Genomic DNA, 18,558 nt, shown 5'->3' with positions numbered 1-18,558 from the left:
CGGTCCCGCGAAGCCTAGGCGGGACACGGCTTTGACCAGGCCCCCGCTGCTGGGGGAGGCTCGCGCCATGACGCAGACCCCCCTGGCAGCATCGAGCGACCCCACCCCGATGATCGCCAGGGTCGGTGCGAAGTTCGCCTACGCGACGACGTCCGTCGACGCCGCGCTCATGTCCTTCGCCGTCTCCGACGCCCACGTCGTGCTCGACGAGACGATCCTCGTCCACGCGGCCGGCGAGCAGGTCGAGCCGGTCGAGCTGCGCGGCGACCACGGCACACGCCTGCACCTCGTCGAGGGCGTGGGCACCGGCTGGCTCGAGGTCACCTACGAGGCGACCGTCGACATCACCCGTCCGACCGACGCGCCCACCGGCCTCGGTGTCGAGCAGGACCGCTGGCTGTACACGCGGCCGAGCCGGTACGCCGAGTCCGACCGCCTCGGGGCGGTCGCCGCCCGGAGCTTCACCGGTGTGCGGGGTCGTGACCTCGTCGATGCCGTCGCGGCGTACGTCTACGACAACTTCGCCTACGTGTCGGGCAGCTCGCGGGGCACCGACGGCGCGGTCGACACCCTCCTCGCCGGTCGCGGTGTGTGCCGCGACTTCGCCCACGTCGTCGTCGCCCTGCTGCGCGCCCGCGGCGTGCCCGCCCGCCTGGTCTCGGTCTACGCACCGGGACTGGAGCCGATGGACTTCCACGCGGTGGCCGAGGCCTGGGTCGAGGGCGCGTGGCACGTCGTCGACGCGACCCGCCTCGCCCCCCGTCAGTCGCTCGTGCGCATCGCGACCGGTCGCGACGCCGCGGACACGGCCTTCCTCACGACGAGCAACGGCACGATGCGCTTCAACCGCCAGGAGGTCACCGCCGCGCTCGTCGAGGGTGAGCTGCCCACGGACGACCACACCACGGGCGTGCGCCTGGCCTGAGCCGCGCCCGCCGGGAGCGCCCGGTGGCCCGGTCAGACCCAGATCGCCGCGGCGATCCCGTCGCTCGCCGTCTCCGGCGGGTCCGGCAGGCTGTGCGCCGCGCCGGTCGCGTACCGGTGGGCGGTCCAGGCGACGGCGACCGCGTCGAGGACGTCGTCGGTGCCGTACCCGCTGCCCGAGAGCACGCTCGGGGGGAGCAGACCGACCTGGCGGAGCACGTCGAGCCGGGCGGCGACGCCCTCCTCGGTGCGCTTGCCCGGCTGCACGGGCGCGCCCGCCATCGCCGCGAAGCTCACCTCGGGGTGCACCTCGAGCACGCGCACGGTGGGGCGCGAGCGCACGTAGCGGTCGGCCTCGAGCACCTTGGGTGCGAGGGCGAAGGACTGGGCCGAGACGCCCTGCCCGGTGAGCGGGCGGTTGATCGCGTCGGCGGCGGCCCGGTCCGGCGCCGACCAGGCGGGCCGGGTCATCGTCGTGAAGACGCTCGACGCCTTGCCCGGCAGCGCCTGGCGCGCGAGGCGGTCGGCGGCGCGCAGCCCGGAGTCCGGCAGCCCGATGGGGATGTCGACACCGACGACGACGAGCTCGGGGTGCTGCTCGCGGACGGTCTCGACGAGCGCCTCGAGCGAGCCCGCGACGACGACGGAGGGCCGGGGGCGGCCCGGTGCGAGGACGGCGCCGACCCACCCCGTGCGGCAGCCGTCGATGCCGAGGACCGCCGTCGTCACCTCGAGCGGGGCGAAGGGGGGCTCGACGTCGGCGTCCTCGAGGGCCGCAACGGCCCCGGCGTCGCCCCCGTCGTCCGGCGCGTCCGCGAAGACCGGGCGCAGGTCGACGCCCAGGGCGTCGGCGAGCCGGCGCAGGGCGCGGGCGGCCTCGACGAGCTCGGCCGCCGGGTCGCCCGCCGCCATCAGCGCAGGTGGTCGACGAGCTCGGGGGCCAGGCCGACGTAGGTCGCCGGGGTCATCGCCGCGATGCGCTCCTCGACCTCGGGCGGCAGGCCGAGCCCGCGGACGAAGGTCACGAGGTCCTCCTGGCCGATCCGACGGCCGCGCGTCAGCTCCTTGAGGCGCTCGTACGGCTCGTCCATGCCGGGCACGCCCTGGGCGCCGAGGGCCCGCATCGCCGACTGGACCGGCTCGCCGAGCACCTCCCAGTTCGCGTCGAGGTCGGCGGCCATCGCCTCGGGCACGGCGTCGAGCCCGGCGAGCCCGCGGGCGACGTTGTCGAGGGCGAGGATCGAGTGGCCGAGCGCGGTGCCGATGTTGCGCTGCATCGAGGAGTCGGTGAGGTCGCGCTGGAGGCGGCTCTGCACGAGCGTCGTCGCGAGGACGTCGAGCAGGGCGTTGCTCACCTCGAGGTTGGCCTCGGCGTTCTCGAAGCGGATGGGGTTGACCTTGTGCGGCATCGTCGAGGAGCCGACCGTGCCCTGGCCGCGCACCTGGGCGAAGTAGCCCATGGAGATGTAGGTCCAGACGTCGGTGCAGAGGTTGTGCAGGATGCGGTTGAAGCGGGCGATGTCGGCGTAGAGCTCGGCCTGCCAGTCGTGGCTCTCGATCTGCGTCGTCAGCGGGTTCCACGTCAGGCCCAGGCCCTCGACGAAGGTCCGGCTGATGTCCTGCCAGTCGGCCTCGGGCACGGCTGCGAGGTGCGCGCCGTAGGTGCCCGTCGCGCCGTTGATCTTGCCGAGGTGCTCGGCGCCGGCGACCCGGGTGACCTGACGGCGCAGGCGGTGGGCGAGGACGGCGAGCTCCTTGCCCATCGTCGTCGGGGTCGCGGGCTGGCCGTGGGTGTGCGCGAGCAGCGGCACGTCGCGCAGGTCCTGGGCCATCGTCGTCAGCGCAGCGAGGAGCGACTCGGCGCGGGGGAGCCAGACCTGCTCGACGGCGCCCTTGACCATGAGGGCGTAGGAGAGGTTGTTGACGTCCTCGCTCGTGCAGCAGAAGTGGATGAGCTCGGCAAGGCCGCGGTCGGCCTCGGCGGGCGTGATCTGACGCAGCCGTGCCTTGAGGAAGTACTCGACGGCCTTGACGTCGTGCTGCGTGACCTTCTCGGTCGCGGCCATCTCGTCGATCTCGTCGGGCCCGAAGGTCTGCACGACCTCGCGCAGCGCCGTGACCTCGTCGTCGGTCAGGCGGCGCACGCCGGGCACGACCTGGCGCTCGGTGAGGTGGATGAGCCACTCGACCTCGACGTGCGTGCGCATCCGGTTGAGCGCGGGCTCCGAGAGGTGGTCGACGAGGGGGGCGACGACGGGGCGGTAGCGCCCGTCGAGGGCTCCGAGGGCGATCGGCGGGGTCGCTGCGGCGAGGCTCTGCATGGGGTCATCCTCCCAGGACGTCGCGGTGGGGGCGACGCGGTGTCCGCGCTAGCGGTCGAGCTCGCGGCGCACGTGCTCGACGACGCCGCGCGCGGCCGGGACGACCTCGGCGTACGTCCGCTCGAAGCCGGCGTCGTCGCCGTACCAGGGGTCGGCCATCTCCTGCTCGGCCTCGGCGAGCCCGGCGGCGTCGAAGGAGCGCAGCATCCTCACCTTCGCCTTGTCCCGGGGCGTCGGCGCGAGGCGGCGCAGCGTCGAGTAGTGGCCGTGGTCGGCGGCGAGGACGAGGTCGAGCTCGGCGAACCACCGCCGCTCGAAGGCCCGGGCGCGGTGCAGCGCGTGGCTCGGGTGGTCGTGGCCGTTGCGGCGCAGCACCTCCAGGGTGCGGGGGTCGGCGGGGTTGCCGACCTCCCAGGCGGTCGTGCCGGCGGAGTCGACGACGACCGCCTCGCCCAGGCCCTCGTCCTCGAGCAGCTCGCGCAGCACGAGCTCGGCCATCGGCGAGCGGCAGATGTTGCCGGTGCACACGACGCAGATGCGGTAGGCCCGGCTCACAGCCCGACCGCCGCGCGCAGCTCGCCACCGGTGTACGTGCGGTGATCGCCGTCGGAGATCGACTGGCCCTCCGCGGCGACGACGAGCTCGACGAGCCGCTCGCTCACGGGGGTGGCGATCCCGTAGCGCTCGCCGAGCGCGACGACCATGCCCTGCAGCTCGTCGATCTCTGTGCGCCGGTGGCGGCCGAGGTCGTCGGCCATCGAGCTGCGCGCCTGCGGCGTCACGGCGAGCGAGGTGCGGGCCAGCCCGGCGAAGACGGGGGTCGGGCTGCGCAGCACCGCGGGCATGAGGGCGGCGGGCAGGGGCCCCATCCGTGAGGGGGTCACCCCGGCGGCCTTGCTCACGGCGAGCGCCTCGGCCTGGCAGGCGGCGAGCACGCGGCGGTAGTCGGGGTCGCGCAGCTCGTCGCGCAGGGGCCGTCCGGACAGGGCGTTGACCGCGTTGTTGAGGTTGAGCAGCAGCTTGTTCATGAGCACCGGGCGCATGTCCGGCTCGACGGCGACGGACAGCCCGCCGCGTCGCGCGGTCCGCACGAAGGGGTCGACCCTCGGGTGGTCCTTGACGGTGATGCCGCCGCTCGTCGTCGCGAGGTAGACGGCGTCGTCCGTCGCGACGACGTTGTGGTGCACGACCGCCGAGAGCACGAGCGGACGGCTGGCCCGCGAGGGGAAGGCGCGCTGCAGGCCCTCGTCGAGGACCTGGGCGTTGCGCACGCCGTTCTGCAGCGAGATGACGACCGTGTCGGTCGTGAGGTACGGCCCGATCTGGGCCGCGATGTCGTGGTTGGTCACCGTCTTCGTCGTCACGAGGACGACCTCGGCGCCGGAGACGGCGCTCACCTCGGTGTCGAGGTGCAGCCGGTCGGCGGGCACGTGCCAGGCGGTGCCGCGCATCGTCGTCGCCGTGAGCCCCTGCTCGCAGATCGCGTCGACGACCCGGGCCCGGCCGACGAGGGTGACGTCGGCGACCGACGCCAGGTGGGCCCCGATGTAGCAGCCGATGCTGCCGGCGCCGACGACCGCGATGCGCACCCGCGCTCACCCCCTGCCGTCGGCGTCATGACGCCGTGCGGCGCCGCGGCCGATCCTAGCCGCGGCGCCGCACCGCACCGGTGAGGCGGGGTCTCAGCGCGTGCGCTGCAGCCCGCGCTGCCCGTCGTGCAGCTCGAAGGACGCCTGCGTGTACGCGGCGGCGTCCGTCGTCGTCACGCTCGGCAGCGAGCGGTAGTCGACGCTCATCTTCTCCTTGGTGATGGCGGTGCGCACGTACCCGCGCTGGTCGGCGGAGAAGCGCAGGTGCGGGTTGAGCGCCATGTTCGGGCTCTGCCACGTCGGGCTGCCGTTTCCCGTCGAGGTGATCGAGCTGCACACGAGCTCGGAGCCGACGACCGGCGAGTCGGTGTCCTGGTAGTCCAGGCGCAGGTCGTTGGCCCAGTGCTTGTGCACGTCACCGGTGAGCACGACGGGGTTGCGCACCCCGGCGTCGACCCAGCCCTGGGTGATCCGCCGGCGGGAGGGCACGTAGCCGTCCCACCCGTCCATCGAGGTGCGGTACGACGGGCCGGCGAGAGCGTCCTGCTCGGCGAAGAAGACCTGCTGGCCGAGCACGTCCCAGCGGGCCCGCGAGCGCTCGAAGCCGTCGAGCAGCCAGCGCTCCTGCGCCATGCCGGGCAGCGACCGGGTCTCGTCGAGGCGCTCGTCGCAGTCGATCTTCCAGCCGTCGCCGCAGGCCTGGTCGTCGCGGTACTGGCGCGTGTCCATCATGTGGAAGGTCGCCAGACGGCCCCAGTGCAGCCGGCGGTAGATCTTCATGTCCGCGCCGCGCGGCACGGAGGCCCGGCGCAGCGGCATGTTCTCGTAGTACGCCTGGAAGGCCTGGGCGCGGCGCCGCACGAAGCGGGCGGTCGTGTCGTTCCACTGCGCGGCGTCGGAGTTCTCCGGCACGTCGTCGGCCCAGTTGTTGTCGACCTCGTGGTCGTCCCACACGACGAGCCACGGCGCGGTGGCGTGGGCGAGCTGCAGGTCGGGGTCGGACTTGTACTGGGCGTGGCGCTGGCGGTAGCTCGCGAGGTCGACCGTCTCGGGGCCGTCGTGGTCACGGACGTTGCCCGTGGGGGAGAGGTAGGACTGCTTCGTGTACTCGTACTGGTAGTCGCCGAGGTGGAGCACGAGGTCGGGCTGGTCCTGCGCCAGACGGCGGTACGCGGTGAAGTACCCGTGCTCGTACTGGCTGCAGCTGGCGAAGGACATCGCGAGCACGGCCGGCATCTCGTGCCGGGCGGGCGCGGTCATGGTGCGCCCGACGGGGCTGAGGTGGCCGCCGACCCGGAAGCGGTACCAGTACTCGCGACCGGCCTGCAGCCCCCGCGGCTCGACGTGCACCGCGTAGCCGCTCTCGGCGCGCGCCTCGACGACGCCGCGCTCGACGACGCGGCGCATCTGCGGGTCGCGGGCGATCTCCCACCGCACCGCGTACGGGCGGCGGGCCATCCCGCCCAGCCCGTCCTCGGCGGTCGGGTCGACGGCGAGCCGGGTCCACAGGACGACGCTGTCGGGGAGGGGGTCGCCGGAGGCGACGCCGAGCTCGAAGGGGGACACCCGCGGGCTCGCCGAGCGGGTGAGCGGGCGGGTGCCGGGGGCGCCGACGGCGCTGCCGGGGGCGGCGAGGACGGTGAGGGCTCCGGCGGCGGCGCCACCGGACAGGACGGTGCGGCGGGTGATCTCCATGACCGCGATGCTCGTGCGCCGGGGTGCACCCCCGGCGCCCTGCTGATGACCACCGCGTGAGCGGCTGGTCAGGGTTTCGTCAACCGCGGCTCAGGCCGCGACGCTCCCGCTGCTCTCGCCGTGCTTCTTGCACGTGGCGGTCCACTGCTGCCCCTCGCTGGTCACCGCGAGCTCGCGGCGGCAGGTCGTGCAGTACGTGGGCGGTGTGGTGGCCAGGGCCTGGGTGCAGGCGGCGTGGCCGGACTTGTTCGCGCTGCGGCCGCAGTGGGCGCAGTACGTGGCGGCGACGACCGGGGGGATGGCCCCGAGGGTGTCGGGGTCGGAGTAGCCGGAGTCGGCCGCGTACGGGATGTCGGACATCTCGTCCTCTCGTGTGTCGGTAGGGCCCGGCCAGGGTACGTCGCGCCTCGGGCGGCGCCTACCCGCGTGCTGCGGGGGCGCCGCCCGGGGCGGCCCGACCAGGTCAGCCGCCGAGGATGTCCCCGAGCGAGCTGCTGCTGCTCTTGTGCCCGCCGTCGACGACGGACTCGGCCGGCTGCACGAGGACGTAGCCCTGGCCGCCGAAGGCCATCTGGAAGGTCTCCCCGGTGCCGCCGCGCACCATCGACTTGAAGCCGCCGGTGTCGACGCGGATGTCCATCGACACCCCGGCCGTCCACAGGACGACCGCCTGGGCGTCGCCGAAGGTCGGCGCCGTCGCGACGTCGAGGGCGACGGGCTCCCCCTTCGTCGTGATCGCGACGTACCCGGTGCCGCGCAGGGTGACGTTGTACAGACCGCCCGTCATCGCCGCGCCGCGGGCCTGGATGCGGTGGATGTCCCACTGGATCGAGTCGGAGAAGGCGAGGATGTTCGAGCCGTTGACGGAGATCATGTCGTTCTCGAGGTACATGACCTGGACCTCGGAGGCGGTGTCGGCGACGAAGAGCTCGCCGGCGCCGGTGGCCCGCATCATCTTCACGCCCTCGCCGGTGGCGGCGGCCTTGAACATCTTGCCCAGCCCGCCGGAGCCGGTGTTCTCGAAGCGGATGTCGCCCTGGTAGGCGACCATCGAGCCGGTCTTGGCCCAGACCGGCCCGTAGCCCATCTGGATCTTCAGCAGCTTCTTGTTCTGCAGCGAGAACTGGTCCTGCGTCTTCTGCTCTTCGAAGTCCGTGAAGAGCGAGCCGTGGATGGGCATGAGGGCGACCCCTTGTGTGCGTGCGAGAGGCGGCCCCTGCGGCCGCCGGAGGTCAGCCTAGGACCCCCTTCGGTCCCCCGGTAGGGGGAGCGCTGCCCGGTCGAAGGGGTGGCTGCCCCCACCCCTTCGACCGGTCGGCTCAGTCGCCGTGGCGGGGGGTGTAGCCCACGCCCGCGGTCTCCGGCTCGTTCTCGTCCTCGGCGGCCACCGGGCCGGCGTGCCGACCGCCCTCACGGGCGAGCGACTCGCCCTCGACGTCGACGTTCGGCAGGACCTTGTCGAGCCAGCGCGGCAGCCACCACGCCTTGTCGCCGAGGATGAACATCGTCGCGGGGATGAGGACCTGGCGCACGAGGAAGGCGTCGAGCAGGACCGCGACCGCGAGCGCGAAGCCGATGGACTTCACGAGGGTGTCGTCCTGCAGGACGAAGGCCGCGAAGACCGAGATCATGATCGCCGCCGCGGCGGTGACCACCCGGGCGCCGAAGCGGAAGCCCTCGACGACCGCGGCCGGGGCCGTCTCGCCGTGCACGTAGGCCTCGCGCATCCGGGTGACGAGGAAGACCTGGTAGTCCATCGCCAGCCCGAAGACGATGCCGACGACGAGCATCGGCAAGAAGCTCATGAGCGGCGCCGGGTCGACGAGCCCGAAGAGGCCCTCCTGGAAGACGAGGACGGTCGCGCCGAGGGTGCCGAGCACCGAGAGCAGGAAGCCCAGCGTCGCGGTGAGCGGCACGAGGACCGAGCGGAAGACCATCATGAGCAGGACGAAGGCGAGGCCGACGACGACCGCGAGGTAGGGCACGAGCGCGTCGAGCAGGCGCTCGGAGACGTCGACCTGGATCGCGGTGAGGCCGGTGACGCCGACGGTCGCGCCCGTCTGGTCCTCGATGCCGCCCTGGCCGTCGCGCAGCGAGTGCAGCAGGTCCTCGGTGGCGACGTCGTCGCCGCTCGTCGTCGGGGTGACGAGCACCATCGCGCCGGTGCCGTCCTCGTTGACCTGGGCGACCTGGGCGTTCTCGACGCCCTCCTGGCCGGCGGCCCACTGGGTGACGGCGCCGAAGGACTCCTGCGCCGCCTTCGGGTCGGCGACGTCACGCGCGTCGACGACGACGAGCAGCGGCGACTGGCGACCGGCGCCGAAGCCCTCGGTGACGAGGTCGGCGGCCTTGCGCTGGGTCGTGTCCGTCGGGGCCGTCGAGTCGGTCGGTAGGCCGAGGTGGATGTCCTTCATCGGCACCGCGAGGGCGACGAGGAGGGCGACGACGGCCAGCGCCATGACGACCGGCTTGCGCTGGACGACGTGCGCCCAGCGGGTGCCGTTGTTGATGATCTCGCCCTCGGTGACCATGTGGTCCTGGCGGACGCGGCCGGCGAAGGCCTTGCCCTTGAGGGCGCCCATGAGGGCGGGGATGAAGGTCAGCGAGACGAGCACGGCGACGAGCACGGTCCCGGCCGCGGCCAGACCCATCGAGGTGAGGAAGGGGATGCCGACGACCGAGAAGGCGGCCAGCGCGATGATCACCGTGAGACCGGCGAAGACGACGGCGGAGCCGGCGCGGCCGACGGCCAGGCCGATGGCCTCCTCGCGGTCGGCGTGCCGCAGCTCGGCGCGGTAGCGCGAGAGGATGAAGAGCGAGTAGTCGATGCCGACGGCCAGGCCGAGCATCGTGGCCAGGATCGGGGTCGTCGTGCCGATCTCGGTGAAGACCGTGGCGATCGAGACGCCGAGGACGCCGATGCCGACGCCGACGAGGGCCGAGAGGATCGGCATGCCCGCGGCGACGATCGAGCCGAAGGTCAGCACGAGGACGACGAGCGCGAAGGCGATGCCGATGAGCTCGCTCGTGCCGCCGGTCTCGGGGATGCCCTGCATCGCCGAGCCGTTGACCTCGGCCTGCAGGCCCGCGTCGCGGGCGGTCTGCAGGTCGGCCTCGATGGCGTCGCGGGTGGACTGCTCGACGTCGCCGACGGAGTCGACGTCGAGGTCCCACGACAGGGTGCCGATCCGGCCGTCCTCGCTGAGCGGCGAGACCGCCTTGAGGTTGGCGTCGGTGACGGCCTGCGGGGTCTGGTTCTGCTTGCCGGCGTCGGTGAGCTGCTTCTCGATGCCCGCGGCGGCGTCGACGGGGGAGACGATCGCCTCCTTCGCGGTCTGCGCGTCGGTCTGCGGGGTCTCGCGCAGGTCGGCGAGGAGGGCGTCGAGCGCCTTCGCGTTCGCCGGGTCGGTGAGCTTCTCGCCCTCCGGGGCGGCGACGACGACGGTGACCGTGGCCTCGTCCAGGGCGTCCCCGGAGCCGGGGAAGAGCTCGTTCTGCAGGTCCATGGCCTGCTCGGAGGGGATGCCGGGGATCGAGAAGGTGTCGACCATCGGCTTGCTCTGGGTCGCGGCGACGGCGCCGAGGGCGACGACGAGCGCGATCCAGATCGCGAAGACGGCGGGCCAGCGGCGATAGGCCGCCTTGCCGAGCCGGTAGAGGGCGTGGGCCATGGGTGGGTCTCCTGATGTCGGGCGGTGGACTGAGGTCCGTGGCGGCGACGTCGGCGCTACGGCGGGGGGCGAAGGGGGTTACGAGCCCGCGGTCTGCGGGTGCGGGGCGACGATCTCGTCGACGAGGGGGAGCAGCTCGCGCAGGCGGGTGTTGAGCGTCGTCGTCGAGCTCTCGCCCGTCGTCTCCTCACCGGCGTGCCGGACGAGGCCGAGGGTGAGGTCGAAGGCGAGGCGGGCGGTCTCGGGGGTGATCCCCGGACGGTCGGCGCTGCGCAGGACGAGGTCTTCGAGGACCTCGACGAGACCGCGCATGGCGGCCTCGGCGAGAGCCGGGTCCGAGAGCAGGACGCGCTGGAAGCGACGCAGGTCGGCCGGGCCGGGCTCGTTGGCGGAGATGAGCGACATGGCGAGGTGCACCGCGTCGTGGAGGAGGCGGCCGGTGGGACCGCCCTGGCGGAAGAGGACGAGCGCGTCCTCGTCGACGACCGGGCGCGGGCCGAGGACGGCCTGCTCCTTGGACTCGACGTGGTTGAAGAGGGTGCGTCGCGAGACGCCGACCCGTTCGGCGAGGTCGGCGAGCGTCCACCCGTGGTACCCGTGCTCGAGGGTCAGCTCCTGCGCCACGTCGTGGATCTGACGCGCCCGTGCCGACCGCCGGCTGCTTGCACTCTCACTCACAAGGTGCAATTTTGCACCCTCACCCCCGAAGTGCAAAATCCTGTCCACCCCCCTCTTGCTGGTCGAGGCGCGAAGGGCGCCCCGCGCCCGAGCCTCGAGACCACCCCCTGTCGCTGGTCGAGGCGCGAAGGGCGCCCCCGCGCCCGAGCCTCGAGACCACCACCCCGAGACGTTGGCAGCTGCCCTGGTTGCAACCCACGCGCCCGTCGAGATCTCGGGCGAAGGGGGAAGCCTCCTGTTGCTGGTCGAGGCGCGAAGGGGGACCCGCGCCCGAGCCTCGAGACCGCCGACCGGACGTTCAGAGCGTCGTGACGAGCACCACGAGCGGCAGCAGGTACACGAGCGTGACCAGCGCGTAGACCCCGGCGGCGTGCCACTGCGGGGCGGGGTCGTCAGCGAGCAGCTCCATCCGGGCCTGCACGAGCCCGTGCTCGGCGACCCCGAGCATCGCCTCGGGGGTGCGCGACCCGGCGAGGCGCACGAGCGCCCGGGCGAGCGGCACGTCTCCGACGTGCTGACGGGCGGCGCGGTCGGCGAGCACCTCGACGAGCAGCCGCACCTCGGTGAGCGCCCGGCTCGAGCGCAGCCAGCGAGGGGCCGTGCTGTGGGTGACGGTGAAGTACTCCAGCAGCAGGTCGTGCCGCTCGGCGAGGTGCGCCCGCTCGTGCGCGAGCACCGCCTCGAGCTCGTCCTGGGGCAGCTCGCGCAGGGTCGCGCTCGACAGCACGACGCGGCGGTGGCGGCCGGGCACGCAGTAGGCCGTCGGCGTGTGGTGCTCGACGACCGTCACCCGGCGGTCGAGCTCGTCGCCGACGAGGTCGAGCAGGTCCTCGTGCCGGCGTCGCGCGGCACGCAGCGTCGTGCCCACGACGTGGCCGTTGACGAGGAGCATGCTCAGGGTCAGCGCGCTCGCGACGAGCGCCAGCAGGGCGGCCGCCGTGTCCAGGCCGTGCCGGGTGAGCGGCCACAGCGTGACCGCGGCGATCGGCCCGGCGGCGACGACGCAGATGACACCGGCGAGCGCGGTGGCCTGCCACAGCATGAGGGCCGGCCGAGGCGAGCGGCGCAGCCCGGGGTGGGCGCTGAGCACCCGGGGGGCGGCGGTGACGAGCAGCACCCCCAGCGCGACGAGCAGGATCGCGGTCATCGCCCTCGTCGAGGCCCCTTCGTCGCCCGCTCCTCGACGGCGTCGAGCGCGGCCCGCAGGCTCGCGAGCTCGCCCGGCGAGGCCTCCTCGATGAAGTGCAGGATCGCGGTCGTCCGCTCCTCGTGGGGCAGCCCGTCGAGCGGGCCGCGCATCGCGTCGGCGGTCATCTGCTCGCGGCTCGACGCCGCGCGGTAGCGCCAGGCGCGGCCGTCCTGCTCGCGCTCGAGCGCCCCCTTCTCGGTGAGCCGGGTGAGCACGGTCATCACGGTCGTGTACGCGAGGGTCTTGCCGGTCTCGACCCGGTCGAGGACCTCTCGCACGGTGAGCCCGTGCTCGCCGTCGTGCGCCCAGAGGACGTCCATGACCGATCGCTCCAGCGATCCCAACGAGCTGCGCGAGCTAGGCATGTGCAGCCACCTTCTCTCTCGTCGTGGGGCGGTCGAGCTCGACCACCCGGCCGGCGAGGTCGACGCCGGTCCCGTGGTGCGAGACGAGCACCACGGTACGTCCTGCGGCTGCGCTCATGAGATCGGCCAGGACCGCCCGGGCCGTGGGGTGGTCGAGGTGAGCGCCGGGCTCGTCGAGGAGCAGCACGGGCCGCTCGGACAGCAGGGCCCGCGCGATCGCCAGGCGGGTGCGCTCGCCGCCGGAGATCCCGTGCCCGGAGGTGCCGAGGCGGGTGTCGAGCCCGTCGGTCAGGGCGGCGACCCAGTCGCCGAGACCGGCGGAGCGAAGGGCGAGCAGCAGCTCCTCGTCGTCGGAGGCGGGCTCGTCGGGGCGGCGGGCCAGCCGCAGGTTCTCGCGCAGCGTCGTCGCGAAGACGTGGGGCTCGTCGTCGACGACCGCGACGAGCGAGCGCACGGCGGCCGCGGGCAGCTCGGCGACGTCGCGGCCGTCGACGAGGTAGCGCCCCTGCACCGGGTCGAGGTGCCGGGCGAGGACGGCGAGGAGCGTGGACTTGCCGCTGCCGTTGGCGCCGACGAGGGCGACGTGCTCGCCGGGCTCGACGACGAGGTCGACCGGCCCGAGATGGGTCCGGCCCGCCGCCCACGACGCCGCGACGCCGCGCAGCTCGAGACGGGGTGCCCGTCCTGCGTCGGCGAGCGCGGCGCCCGCGGCGGCGTCTGCGTCGTCGGCGTCGCGCACGGCGGGGGCCTGGTCGAGCACCGCGTCGAGCCGGCGCTCGGCGGCGCGCGAGCGGGCCAGCGCGCGGACGGCGTCCGCGAGCACGCCGAGCGCCTCCCCGGTCGCGATGGGGGTGAGCACGAGCAGCGCCTGCACCGGCGGGGGGACGTCGCTCGCCGCGGCGACGAGCGCGCAGCCCACGGTGCCCGCGGCCGTGACGAGCAGGACGGCTCCCGTGACGAGACCGCGCCCCCGCGCCTGGCGCACGACGACCCGTCGCAGGGTGCCGTGCGCGTCGCGCAGCCACTGCGCGGCGTCGCCCTCGCCCCCGACGGCACGCAGCTCGTCGGCATGCCGGGTCGCGAGGTGCGCAACCCGAGCCACCTCGGCGCGGGCCTGCAGCACCTCGTCCTGCGAGGCGGCCTCGAGGCGGTGCCCGAGGGGCACGAGGGCGGCGCACGCGAGCAGCATGGCGACGAGGACGAGCCCTGCGGCCGGCTCCAGCGCGGCGGTGAGCACGCTCGCGAGCCCGCCCGCGGCCAGCGCCCCGAGCAGGGGCACGGTGACCCGGACCGGGGCCTCCGTGACGTCGGTGAGGTCGTCGACGACCCCGGTGAGCAGGTCGGCTCGTCCTCGGCGGCCGAGCCGGGCGGGGGTGAGCGGCACGAGCCGCGCGTACGTCTCGGCGCGCCTGCGCGCGAGGTCGTCGAGGGCGGCGTCGTGGCTGCGCAGCCGCTCGAGGTAGCGGAAGACGGGTCGCCCCAGCCCGAAGGTGCGCACGGCGACGACGGCGGTGAGCAGCAGCATGATCTGCGGCCGCTCGTCGGCCCGCACGACGAGCCAGCCCGACGTCGCGGTGAGGGCGACCCCGCAGGCGGAGGCCGCGCCGCCGAGCAGCCCGGCGACGACGAGTCGCCGGTCGACACGGACGCTGCGGTTGGTGCGGTTGGTGCGGATGATGCCGCTCACGTGAGCGCACCCCCCTTCGCCGAGGTATGGGCATCTGTCTCCCGAGCCCCCTCCTGGGGCACCGATTGCCATACCTCGGCGGGAGGGCGAAGGGGGGAGAGCTCGACGTGGTGGTCGGCGAGGGCCAGCAGCTCGGGTCGGTGGGTCACGGCGACGACGGTGCGCTCCTGCGCGAGGACGGTGATCGCGGCGTGCACCGCGGCGGTCGCCTCGTCGTCGAGGTGGGCGGTCGGCTCGTCGAGCAGGACGACGCCGGCGGGAGAGAGCAGCGCCCGGGCGAGGACGAGCCGGGCCCGCTGGCCCGCCGACAGCCCGAAGCCGTCGTCGCCCACGGGGGTGTCGAGCCCGTCGGGCAGCGCGGCTACGACACCCTCCATCCCGACGGCCCGCAGCGCCGCCCATGCCTCGGCATCGCTCGCGTCGCTGCCGAGCACGAGGTTGCCGCGCACCGTCGGGGCCGCGAAGAACGGCCGTTGGGTGACGAGGTGGCTCGAGAGCGCGTCCACGGAGCCCGAGGTCGGGGTGCGCAGCCCGGCGAGCAGCTCGAGCAGGGTCGTCTTGCCCGTGCCCGACGGGCCGGTGACCACCGTGAGCCCGCGGCCCGCGTCGAGATCCAGGCCCCGCAGCACGTCGCGCTCGCTGCCGGGGTAGCGGTAGCCGAGCCCACGGGCCCGTACGTCGCCCCCGGTCGTGAGCGCCGGCGTGGCGGTGGTGGCCGACCCGCCCTCGAGCTGGTCGACGACGTCGCGCAGCGCCTCGGCCCCGTCGGCCGCGCTGTGGTACTCCGTGCCGACGCGGCGCACCGGCCAGTACGCCTCGGGCGCGAGGAGGATCGCGAGCAGGCCGGCGGACAGCTCGATGCTGCCGTGCGTGAGCCTCAGCCCGACGAGGACGGCGACGATCGCCACGGAGATCGTCGCGAGGAGCTCGAGCGCGGCGGAGGAGAGGAAGGCGAGCCGCAGGGTCTGCATCGTCGCCAGGCGGTGGCGTCGGCTCACCTGCTCGATGCTCGCGACCTGGCGCTCGCCGCGTCCGTATCCCACGAGGGTCGGCAGGCCCGACATGACGTCGAGGAAGTGGCCCGACAGGTCGCTCAGCGCCCGCCACCGGCGCTGCGTGTCCTCGGCGGTCGTCATCCCGATGAGGGCGGCGAAGAGCGGGAGCAGCGGGAGCGTGAGCACGACGACGAGGGCGCTCGGCCAGTCGGTGAGGACGAGCGCGACGAGCGCCATCGGCGGCACGACCGCGGCGCTCACGAGCGTCGGCAGGTACCTCGCGACGTACGGCTCGACGCTCGCCGCCCCCTGCGCGGCGAGCGTGAGCGCGGTGCCCGGGGCCGGGCGCTGCTCGGCCGGACGGGTCAGCCAGACCTCGACGAGCTGCTCGCGCAGCGCGGTGCTCACCGTGGCCCCTGCCCGGGCGGCGACCCGCTCGCCGACGGCGGCCAGCCCCGCGCGGGTCGCCAGGGTCACCCCCACGGCGAGGGTCGGCGCACCGAGCGGCTGGTCGCGCACGACGGCGACGACGAGCGCGGTGACCGCCCAGGCCGTCCCGATCGTCGCGAGCCCGGTGAGCACGCCGATGCCCGCGAGCAGGGCGACCGGGCCGCGTGCCCGGGGCACGAGACGCAGGAGACGGGGGTCGAAGGGGGCCATCGTCGCCTCAGTGCACCGACGCCGCGGCGGCCGGGATGTGGTGGGTGCTGATCCGCTTGCGGAAGACCCAGTACGTCCATGCCGTGTACGCGAGGACGACGGGGGTGAAGATCAGTGCCGCCCACGTCATGATCTGCAGCGTCAGCGGCGAGCTGGCGGCTGCGTCGAGCGTCAGGGCCGGGTCGTCGCCGCGGCCGTTGATGGCGTTGGGGAAGAGCATGAGGAAGTACGTCGCGACCGTGAGCACGATCGTCGTGGCGGTCCCGACGAAGGCCCAGCCCTCCCGGCCGCGGGCGTTGGCGGCCAGGGCCGCGAGCAGCGCGACCGCGGCGACCACGGTCGTCACCCATGAGACGGTCGAGCCGCGCTCGGCGCCGAGCCAGCCGAGCAGCACGACCGCGAGCACCGCGGCGAGGACCCCGGCGCGAGCGGCGACGGCGCGGGCGCCCTCGCGCACCTCTCCCTGCGTCTTCAGCGCGAGGAAGTGCGCGCCGTGGGTGAGGCAGAGGACGGTGATGGTGATGCCGCCGAGGAGGCTGACGGGGTTGAGCAGGCTGAGGAGGGTGCCCGAGAACTCGGTGTAGGTCGTCGAGCCGGCCAGGTGGGCGGTCATCGGCAGGCCGTGGACGAGGTTCGTCAGGCCGGTGCCCAGGAGCAGCGGCGCGGCCACCGAGCCGCCGACGATGCAGGCGTCCCACCCCCTTCGCCAGGCCTCCGAGTCCCGCTTGTGCCGGTACTCGAAGCCCATGTTGCGCACGATGAGGCCGACGAGGACGAGGAGGAGGGCGAGGTACATGCCCGAGAACATCGTCGCGTACCAGTGGGGGAAGGCGGCGAAGGTGGCGCCGCCGGCGGTGAGCAGCCACACCTCGTTGCCGTCCCAGAAGGGGCCGATCGAGGTGAGCAGGACGCGGCGGCGCTTCTCCTGCTCGGGGGCGCCCGGCGCGTCGCCGCGCGCGGTCCCGCCGAGGACGGGCACGAGCATGCCGACGCCGAAGTCGAAGCCCTCGAGGACGAAGTAGCCCGTCCACAGGACGCCGAGGAGGATGAACCAGAAGGTCGTGAGTTCCATGGTGAGAGTCCCTGGGTGCGATCAGTAGGCGAAGGCGAGCTCGTCGTCGTCCTCGAGCTGTCGTGGCTCCTCGAAGGGCTCGGCGCCCTTCGCGATGTAGGCGAGGAGGAGCTTGACCTCGATGACGGCGAGGGCGCCGTAGAGGAGGGTGAAGACGGTCATCGAGATCCACACGTCCGCGGTCCCGACGGAGGGCGAGACGCCCTGGGCGGTCGTCATCTCGCCGTGGACGACCCACGGCTGCCGGCCGACCTCGGTGAAGATCCAGCCGAAGCTGTGCCCGACGACGGTGGCGACCGGGGCGAGCACGAGGAGCGGCTTCCACCAGCGCTGCATCGGCACGCCGGGCGCCCGCCGACGGGTCGCGACGAGGACGAGCGCGGCGACCCCGGCGGCGAAGAGCCCGGCGCCGATCATGAGGCGGAAGTTCCAGTAGGACATGGCGATCGGCGGGATGTAGGTGTCGGCCTGGGTGAGCTCGCCGTCGGCGAAACGGGCCCGGTACTCCTGCTCGAGCTCGGTCATGCCCTGCACCTGGCCGTCCCAGCTGCCCGTGCCGAGGTAGGACAGCAGGCAGGGGATCTCGATGACGTGCTTCGGGTTCTCACCGCCGAGCCCGGCGATCGTCAGCACCGAGAAGGGGGCGCACTGACCGTCCGGCGGGGTCTCGTAGAGCGCTTCCGCGGCGGCCATCTTCATCGGCTGCACCTCGGTCATCACCTTGCCCTGGAGGTCGCCGGACACGGCGACGCCGAGACCGGCGACGAGGGTGACGATCGCGCCGAGACGGGTGGCGCGGCGCCACATCGGGATCTCGCCGGGGCCGCCGACGCCGGGCAGGGTCGAGGCCTCGCCGCGGTGCGCCTGGCGCATCTTGTGCAGCGCGACGGCCATGACGACGGCGCCGCCGACCATGTAGCTGGCCGCGATGACGTGGGGGAATGTGACGAGCTGCACCTCGTTGGTGAGCACCGCGACGAAGTCGGCCATCTCGGCCCGCCCGGTCTGCGGGTTGTAGCGGTAGCCCACGGGGTTCTGCATGAAGGAGTTCGCCGCGAGGATGAAGTACGCGGAGAGCAGCGTGCCGATGTGCACGAGCCAGACGCACGCGACGTGGAGGCGCTCGGGGATCTTGCCCCAGCCGAAGATCCACAGCCCGAGGAAGGTCGACTCGAGGAAGAAGGCGAGCAGCGCCTCGAGCGCGAGCGGGGCGCCGAAGATGTCGCCGACGAAGCGGCTGTAGCTGCTCCAGTTCATCCCGAACTGGAACTCCTGGACGATGCCGGTGACCAGACCGAGCGCGAAGTTGATGGTGAAGAGCTTGCCGAAGAACTTCGCCAGTCTCATGTCGTCCTCGTCGCGCCTGCGCAGCCATCGGCTGTGGAACCACGCGACGAGTGCGGAGAGACCGATGGTGATCGGCACGAAGAAGAAGTGGTAGACGGTCGTGATGGCGAACTGCCACCGCGCGAGGTCCACGGTGTCCACGGGCTCCCCTTGTCCTACGACGAAGTAGTACTACATGTCGTCGTACACACTACGACATCGCGTAGTAGTCACCCAATCGACCCGGCTACCACGCCGTACGTGGGGTGATCACGACCCGTACGGCGTGGTAGCCCGCGGCGAAGGGGGAGGGGCAGCCGGGTCGGCCGGGTCGAGGTGCGAAGGGGGCTGCGACGGTCGAGGTGCGACGCGCCCTCAGGGCGCGA

Annotated in this window: 16 protein-coding genes; 1 reads left to right on the top strand and 15 read right to left on the bottom strand. The window is 73.4% G+C overall.

Annotated features, from left to right (window positions below; translation table 11 throughout):
- The first annotated feature begins 109 nt into the window (after nucleotides 1-109).
- Nucleotides 110-925, top strand: coding sequence for a transglutaminase-like domain-containing protein (locus ABIB53_RS15685; protein WP_502914659.1), 816 nt, complete (start codon nucleotides 110-112; stop codon nucleotides 923-925).
- Nucleotides 926-957: 32 nt separating this feature from the next.
- On the opposite strand, the gene ABIB53_RS15680 is transcribed toward ABIB53_RS15685, so the two are convergent.
- From ABIB53_RS15680 to ABIB53_RS15610, 15 genes are all read right to left on the bottom strand, one after another.
- Nucleotides 958-1,836: a DUF429 domain-containing protein gene (locus ABIB53_RS15680; protein ID WP_354588854.1), complete on the bottom strand. Its 879-nt coding sequence runs from the start codon at nucleotides 1,834-1,836 to the stop codon at nucleotides 958-960.
- On the bottom strand, nucleotides 1,836-3,245 hold the full coding sequence (purB, locus tag ABIB53_RS15675) for an adenylosuccinate lyase (protein WP_123092438.1): 1,410 nt from the start codon (nucleotides 3,243-3,245) through the stop codon (nucleotides 1,836-1,838). The genes ABIB53_RS15680 and purB overlap by 1 nt, the downstream gene beginning before the upstream one ends.
- Nucleotides 3,246-3,293: 48 nt before the next feature.
- On the bottom strand, nucleotides 3,294-3,800 hold the full coding sequence (locus tag ABIB53_RS15670) for a low molecular weight protein-tyrosine-phosphatase (RefSeq protein WP_354588853.1): 507 nt from the start codon (nucleotides 3,798-3,800) through the stop codon (nucleotides 3,294-3,296).
- On the bottom strand, nucleotides 3,797-4,834 hold the full coding sequence (locus tag ABIB53_RS15665) for a 2-dehydropantoate 2-reductase (protein ID WP_354588852.1): 1,038 nt from the start codon (nucleotides 4,832-4,834) through the stop codon (nucleotides 3,797-3,799). Before ABIB53_RS15665 ends, ABIB53_RS15670 begins: the two co-directional genes overlap by 4 nt.
- Nucleotides 4,835-4,927: 93 nt before the next feature.
- Nucleotides 4,928-6,529 (bottom strand): alkaline phosphatase D family protein, encoded by a 1,602-nt coding sequence (locus ABIB53_RS15660; protein ID WP_354588851.1) that lies wholly within the window; start codon nucleotides 6,527-6,529, stop codon nucleotides 4,928-4,930.
- Nucleotides 6,530-6,619: 90 nt separating this feature from the next.
- On the bottom strand, nucleotides 6,620-6,889 hold the full coding sequence (gene bsaP / locus ABIB53_RS15655; RefSeq protein WP_354588850.1) for a biotin synthase auxiliary protein BsaP: 270 nt from the start codon (nucleotides 6,887-6,889) through the stop codon (nucleotides 6,620-6,622).
- A 103-nt stretch (nucleotides 6,890-6,992) separates the two neighbouring features.
- The gene (locus ABIB53_RS15650) at nucleotides 6,993-7,709 is read right to left on the bottom strand and encodes an AIM24 family protein (protein WP_123092434.1); all 717 of its coding nucleotides are present in this window, start codon (nucleotides 7,707-7,709) and stop codon (nucleotides 6,993-6,995) included.
- A gap of 139 nt (nucleotides 7,710-7,848) precedes the next feature.
- Nucleotides 7,849-10,200, bottom strand: coding sequence for an MMPL family transporter (locus ABIB53_RS15645; RefSeq protein ID WP_354588849.1), 2,352 nt, complete (start codon nucleotides 10,198-10,200; stop codon nucleotides 7,849-7,851).
- A gap of 78 nt (nucleotides 10,201-10,278) precedes the next feature.
- Nucleotides 10,279-10,824 carry a TetR/AcrR family transcriptional regulator gene (locus ABIB53_RS15640; protein WP_163562465.1) on the bottom strand — a complete coding sequence of 182 codons (546 nt, stop codon included), beginning with the start codon at nucleotides 10,822-10,824 and terminating at the stop codon, nucleotides 10,279-10,281.
- A 352-nt stretch (nucleotides 10,825-11,176) separates the two neighbouring features.
- Nucleotides 11,177-12,025: a M56 family metallopeptidase gene (locus ABIB53_RS15635; protein WP_201465107.1), complete on the bottom strand. Its 849-nt coding sequence runs from the start codon at nucleotides 12,023-12,025 to the stop codon at nucleotides 11,177-11,179.
- Complete coding sequence (locus tag ABIB53_RS15630; protein WP_068272040.1) at nucleotides 12,022-12,432, bottom strand: BlaI/MecI/CopY family transcriptional regulator; 411 nt, start codon at nucleotides 12,430-12,432, stop codon at nucleotides 12,022-12,024. Before ABIB53_RS15630 ends, ABIB53_RS15635 begins: the two co-directional genes overlap by 4 nt.
- Nucleotides 12,425-14,119, bottom strand: a complete 1,695-nt coding sequence (cydC, locus tag ABIB53_RS15625; protein ID WP_354588848.1) for a thiol reductant ABC exporter subunit CydC — start codon at nucleotides 14,117-14,119, stop codon at nucleotides 12,425-12,427. The genes ABIB53_RS15630 and cydC overlap by 8 nt, the downstream gene beginning before the upstream one ends.
- The gene (gene cydD, locus ABIB53_RS15620) at nucleotides 14,116-15,774 is read right to left on the bottom strand and encodes a thiol reductant ABC exporter subunit CydD (protein WP_354588847.1); all 1,659 of its coding nucleotides are present in this window, start codon (nucleotides 15,772-15,774) and stop codon (nucleotides 14,116-14,118) included. Before cydD ends, cydC begins: the two co-directional genes overlap by 4 nt.
- A gap of 7 nt (nucleotides 15,775-15,781) precedes the next feature.
- Entirely contained in the window at nucleotides 15,782-16,846 is a 1,065-nt protein-coding gene (gene cydB, locus ABIB53_RS15615; RefSeq protein WP_191564346.1) for a cytochrome d ubiquinol oxidase subunit II, read from the bottom strand.
- Between the two features lie 21 nt (nucleotides 16,847-16,867).
- Entirely contained in the window at nucleotides 16,868-18,334 is a 1,467-nt protein-coding gene (locus tag ABIB53_RS15610) for a cytochrome ubiquinol oxidase subunit I (RefSeq protein WP_354588846.1), read from the bottom strand.
- Between the last annotated feature and the right edge of the window lie 224 nt (nucleotides 18,335-18,558).

It is taken from the genome of Janibacter sp. UYMM211 (genome assembly GCF_040547045.1).
Lineage (GTDB): Bacteria > Actinomycetota > Actinomycetes > Actinomycetales > Dermatophilaceae > Marihabitans > Marihabitans melonis.
This window is presented reverse-complemented; position numbering and strand designations above follow the sequence as displayed.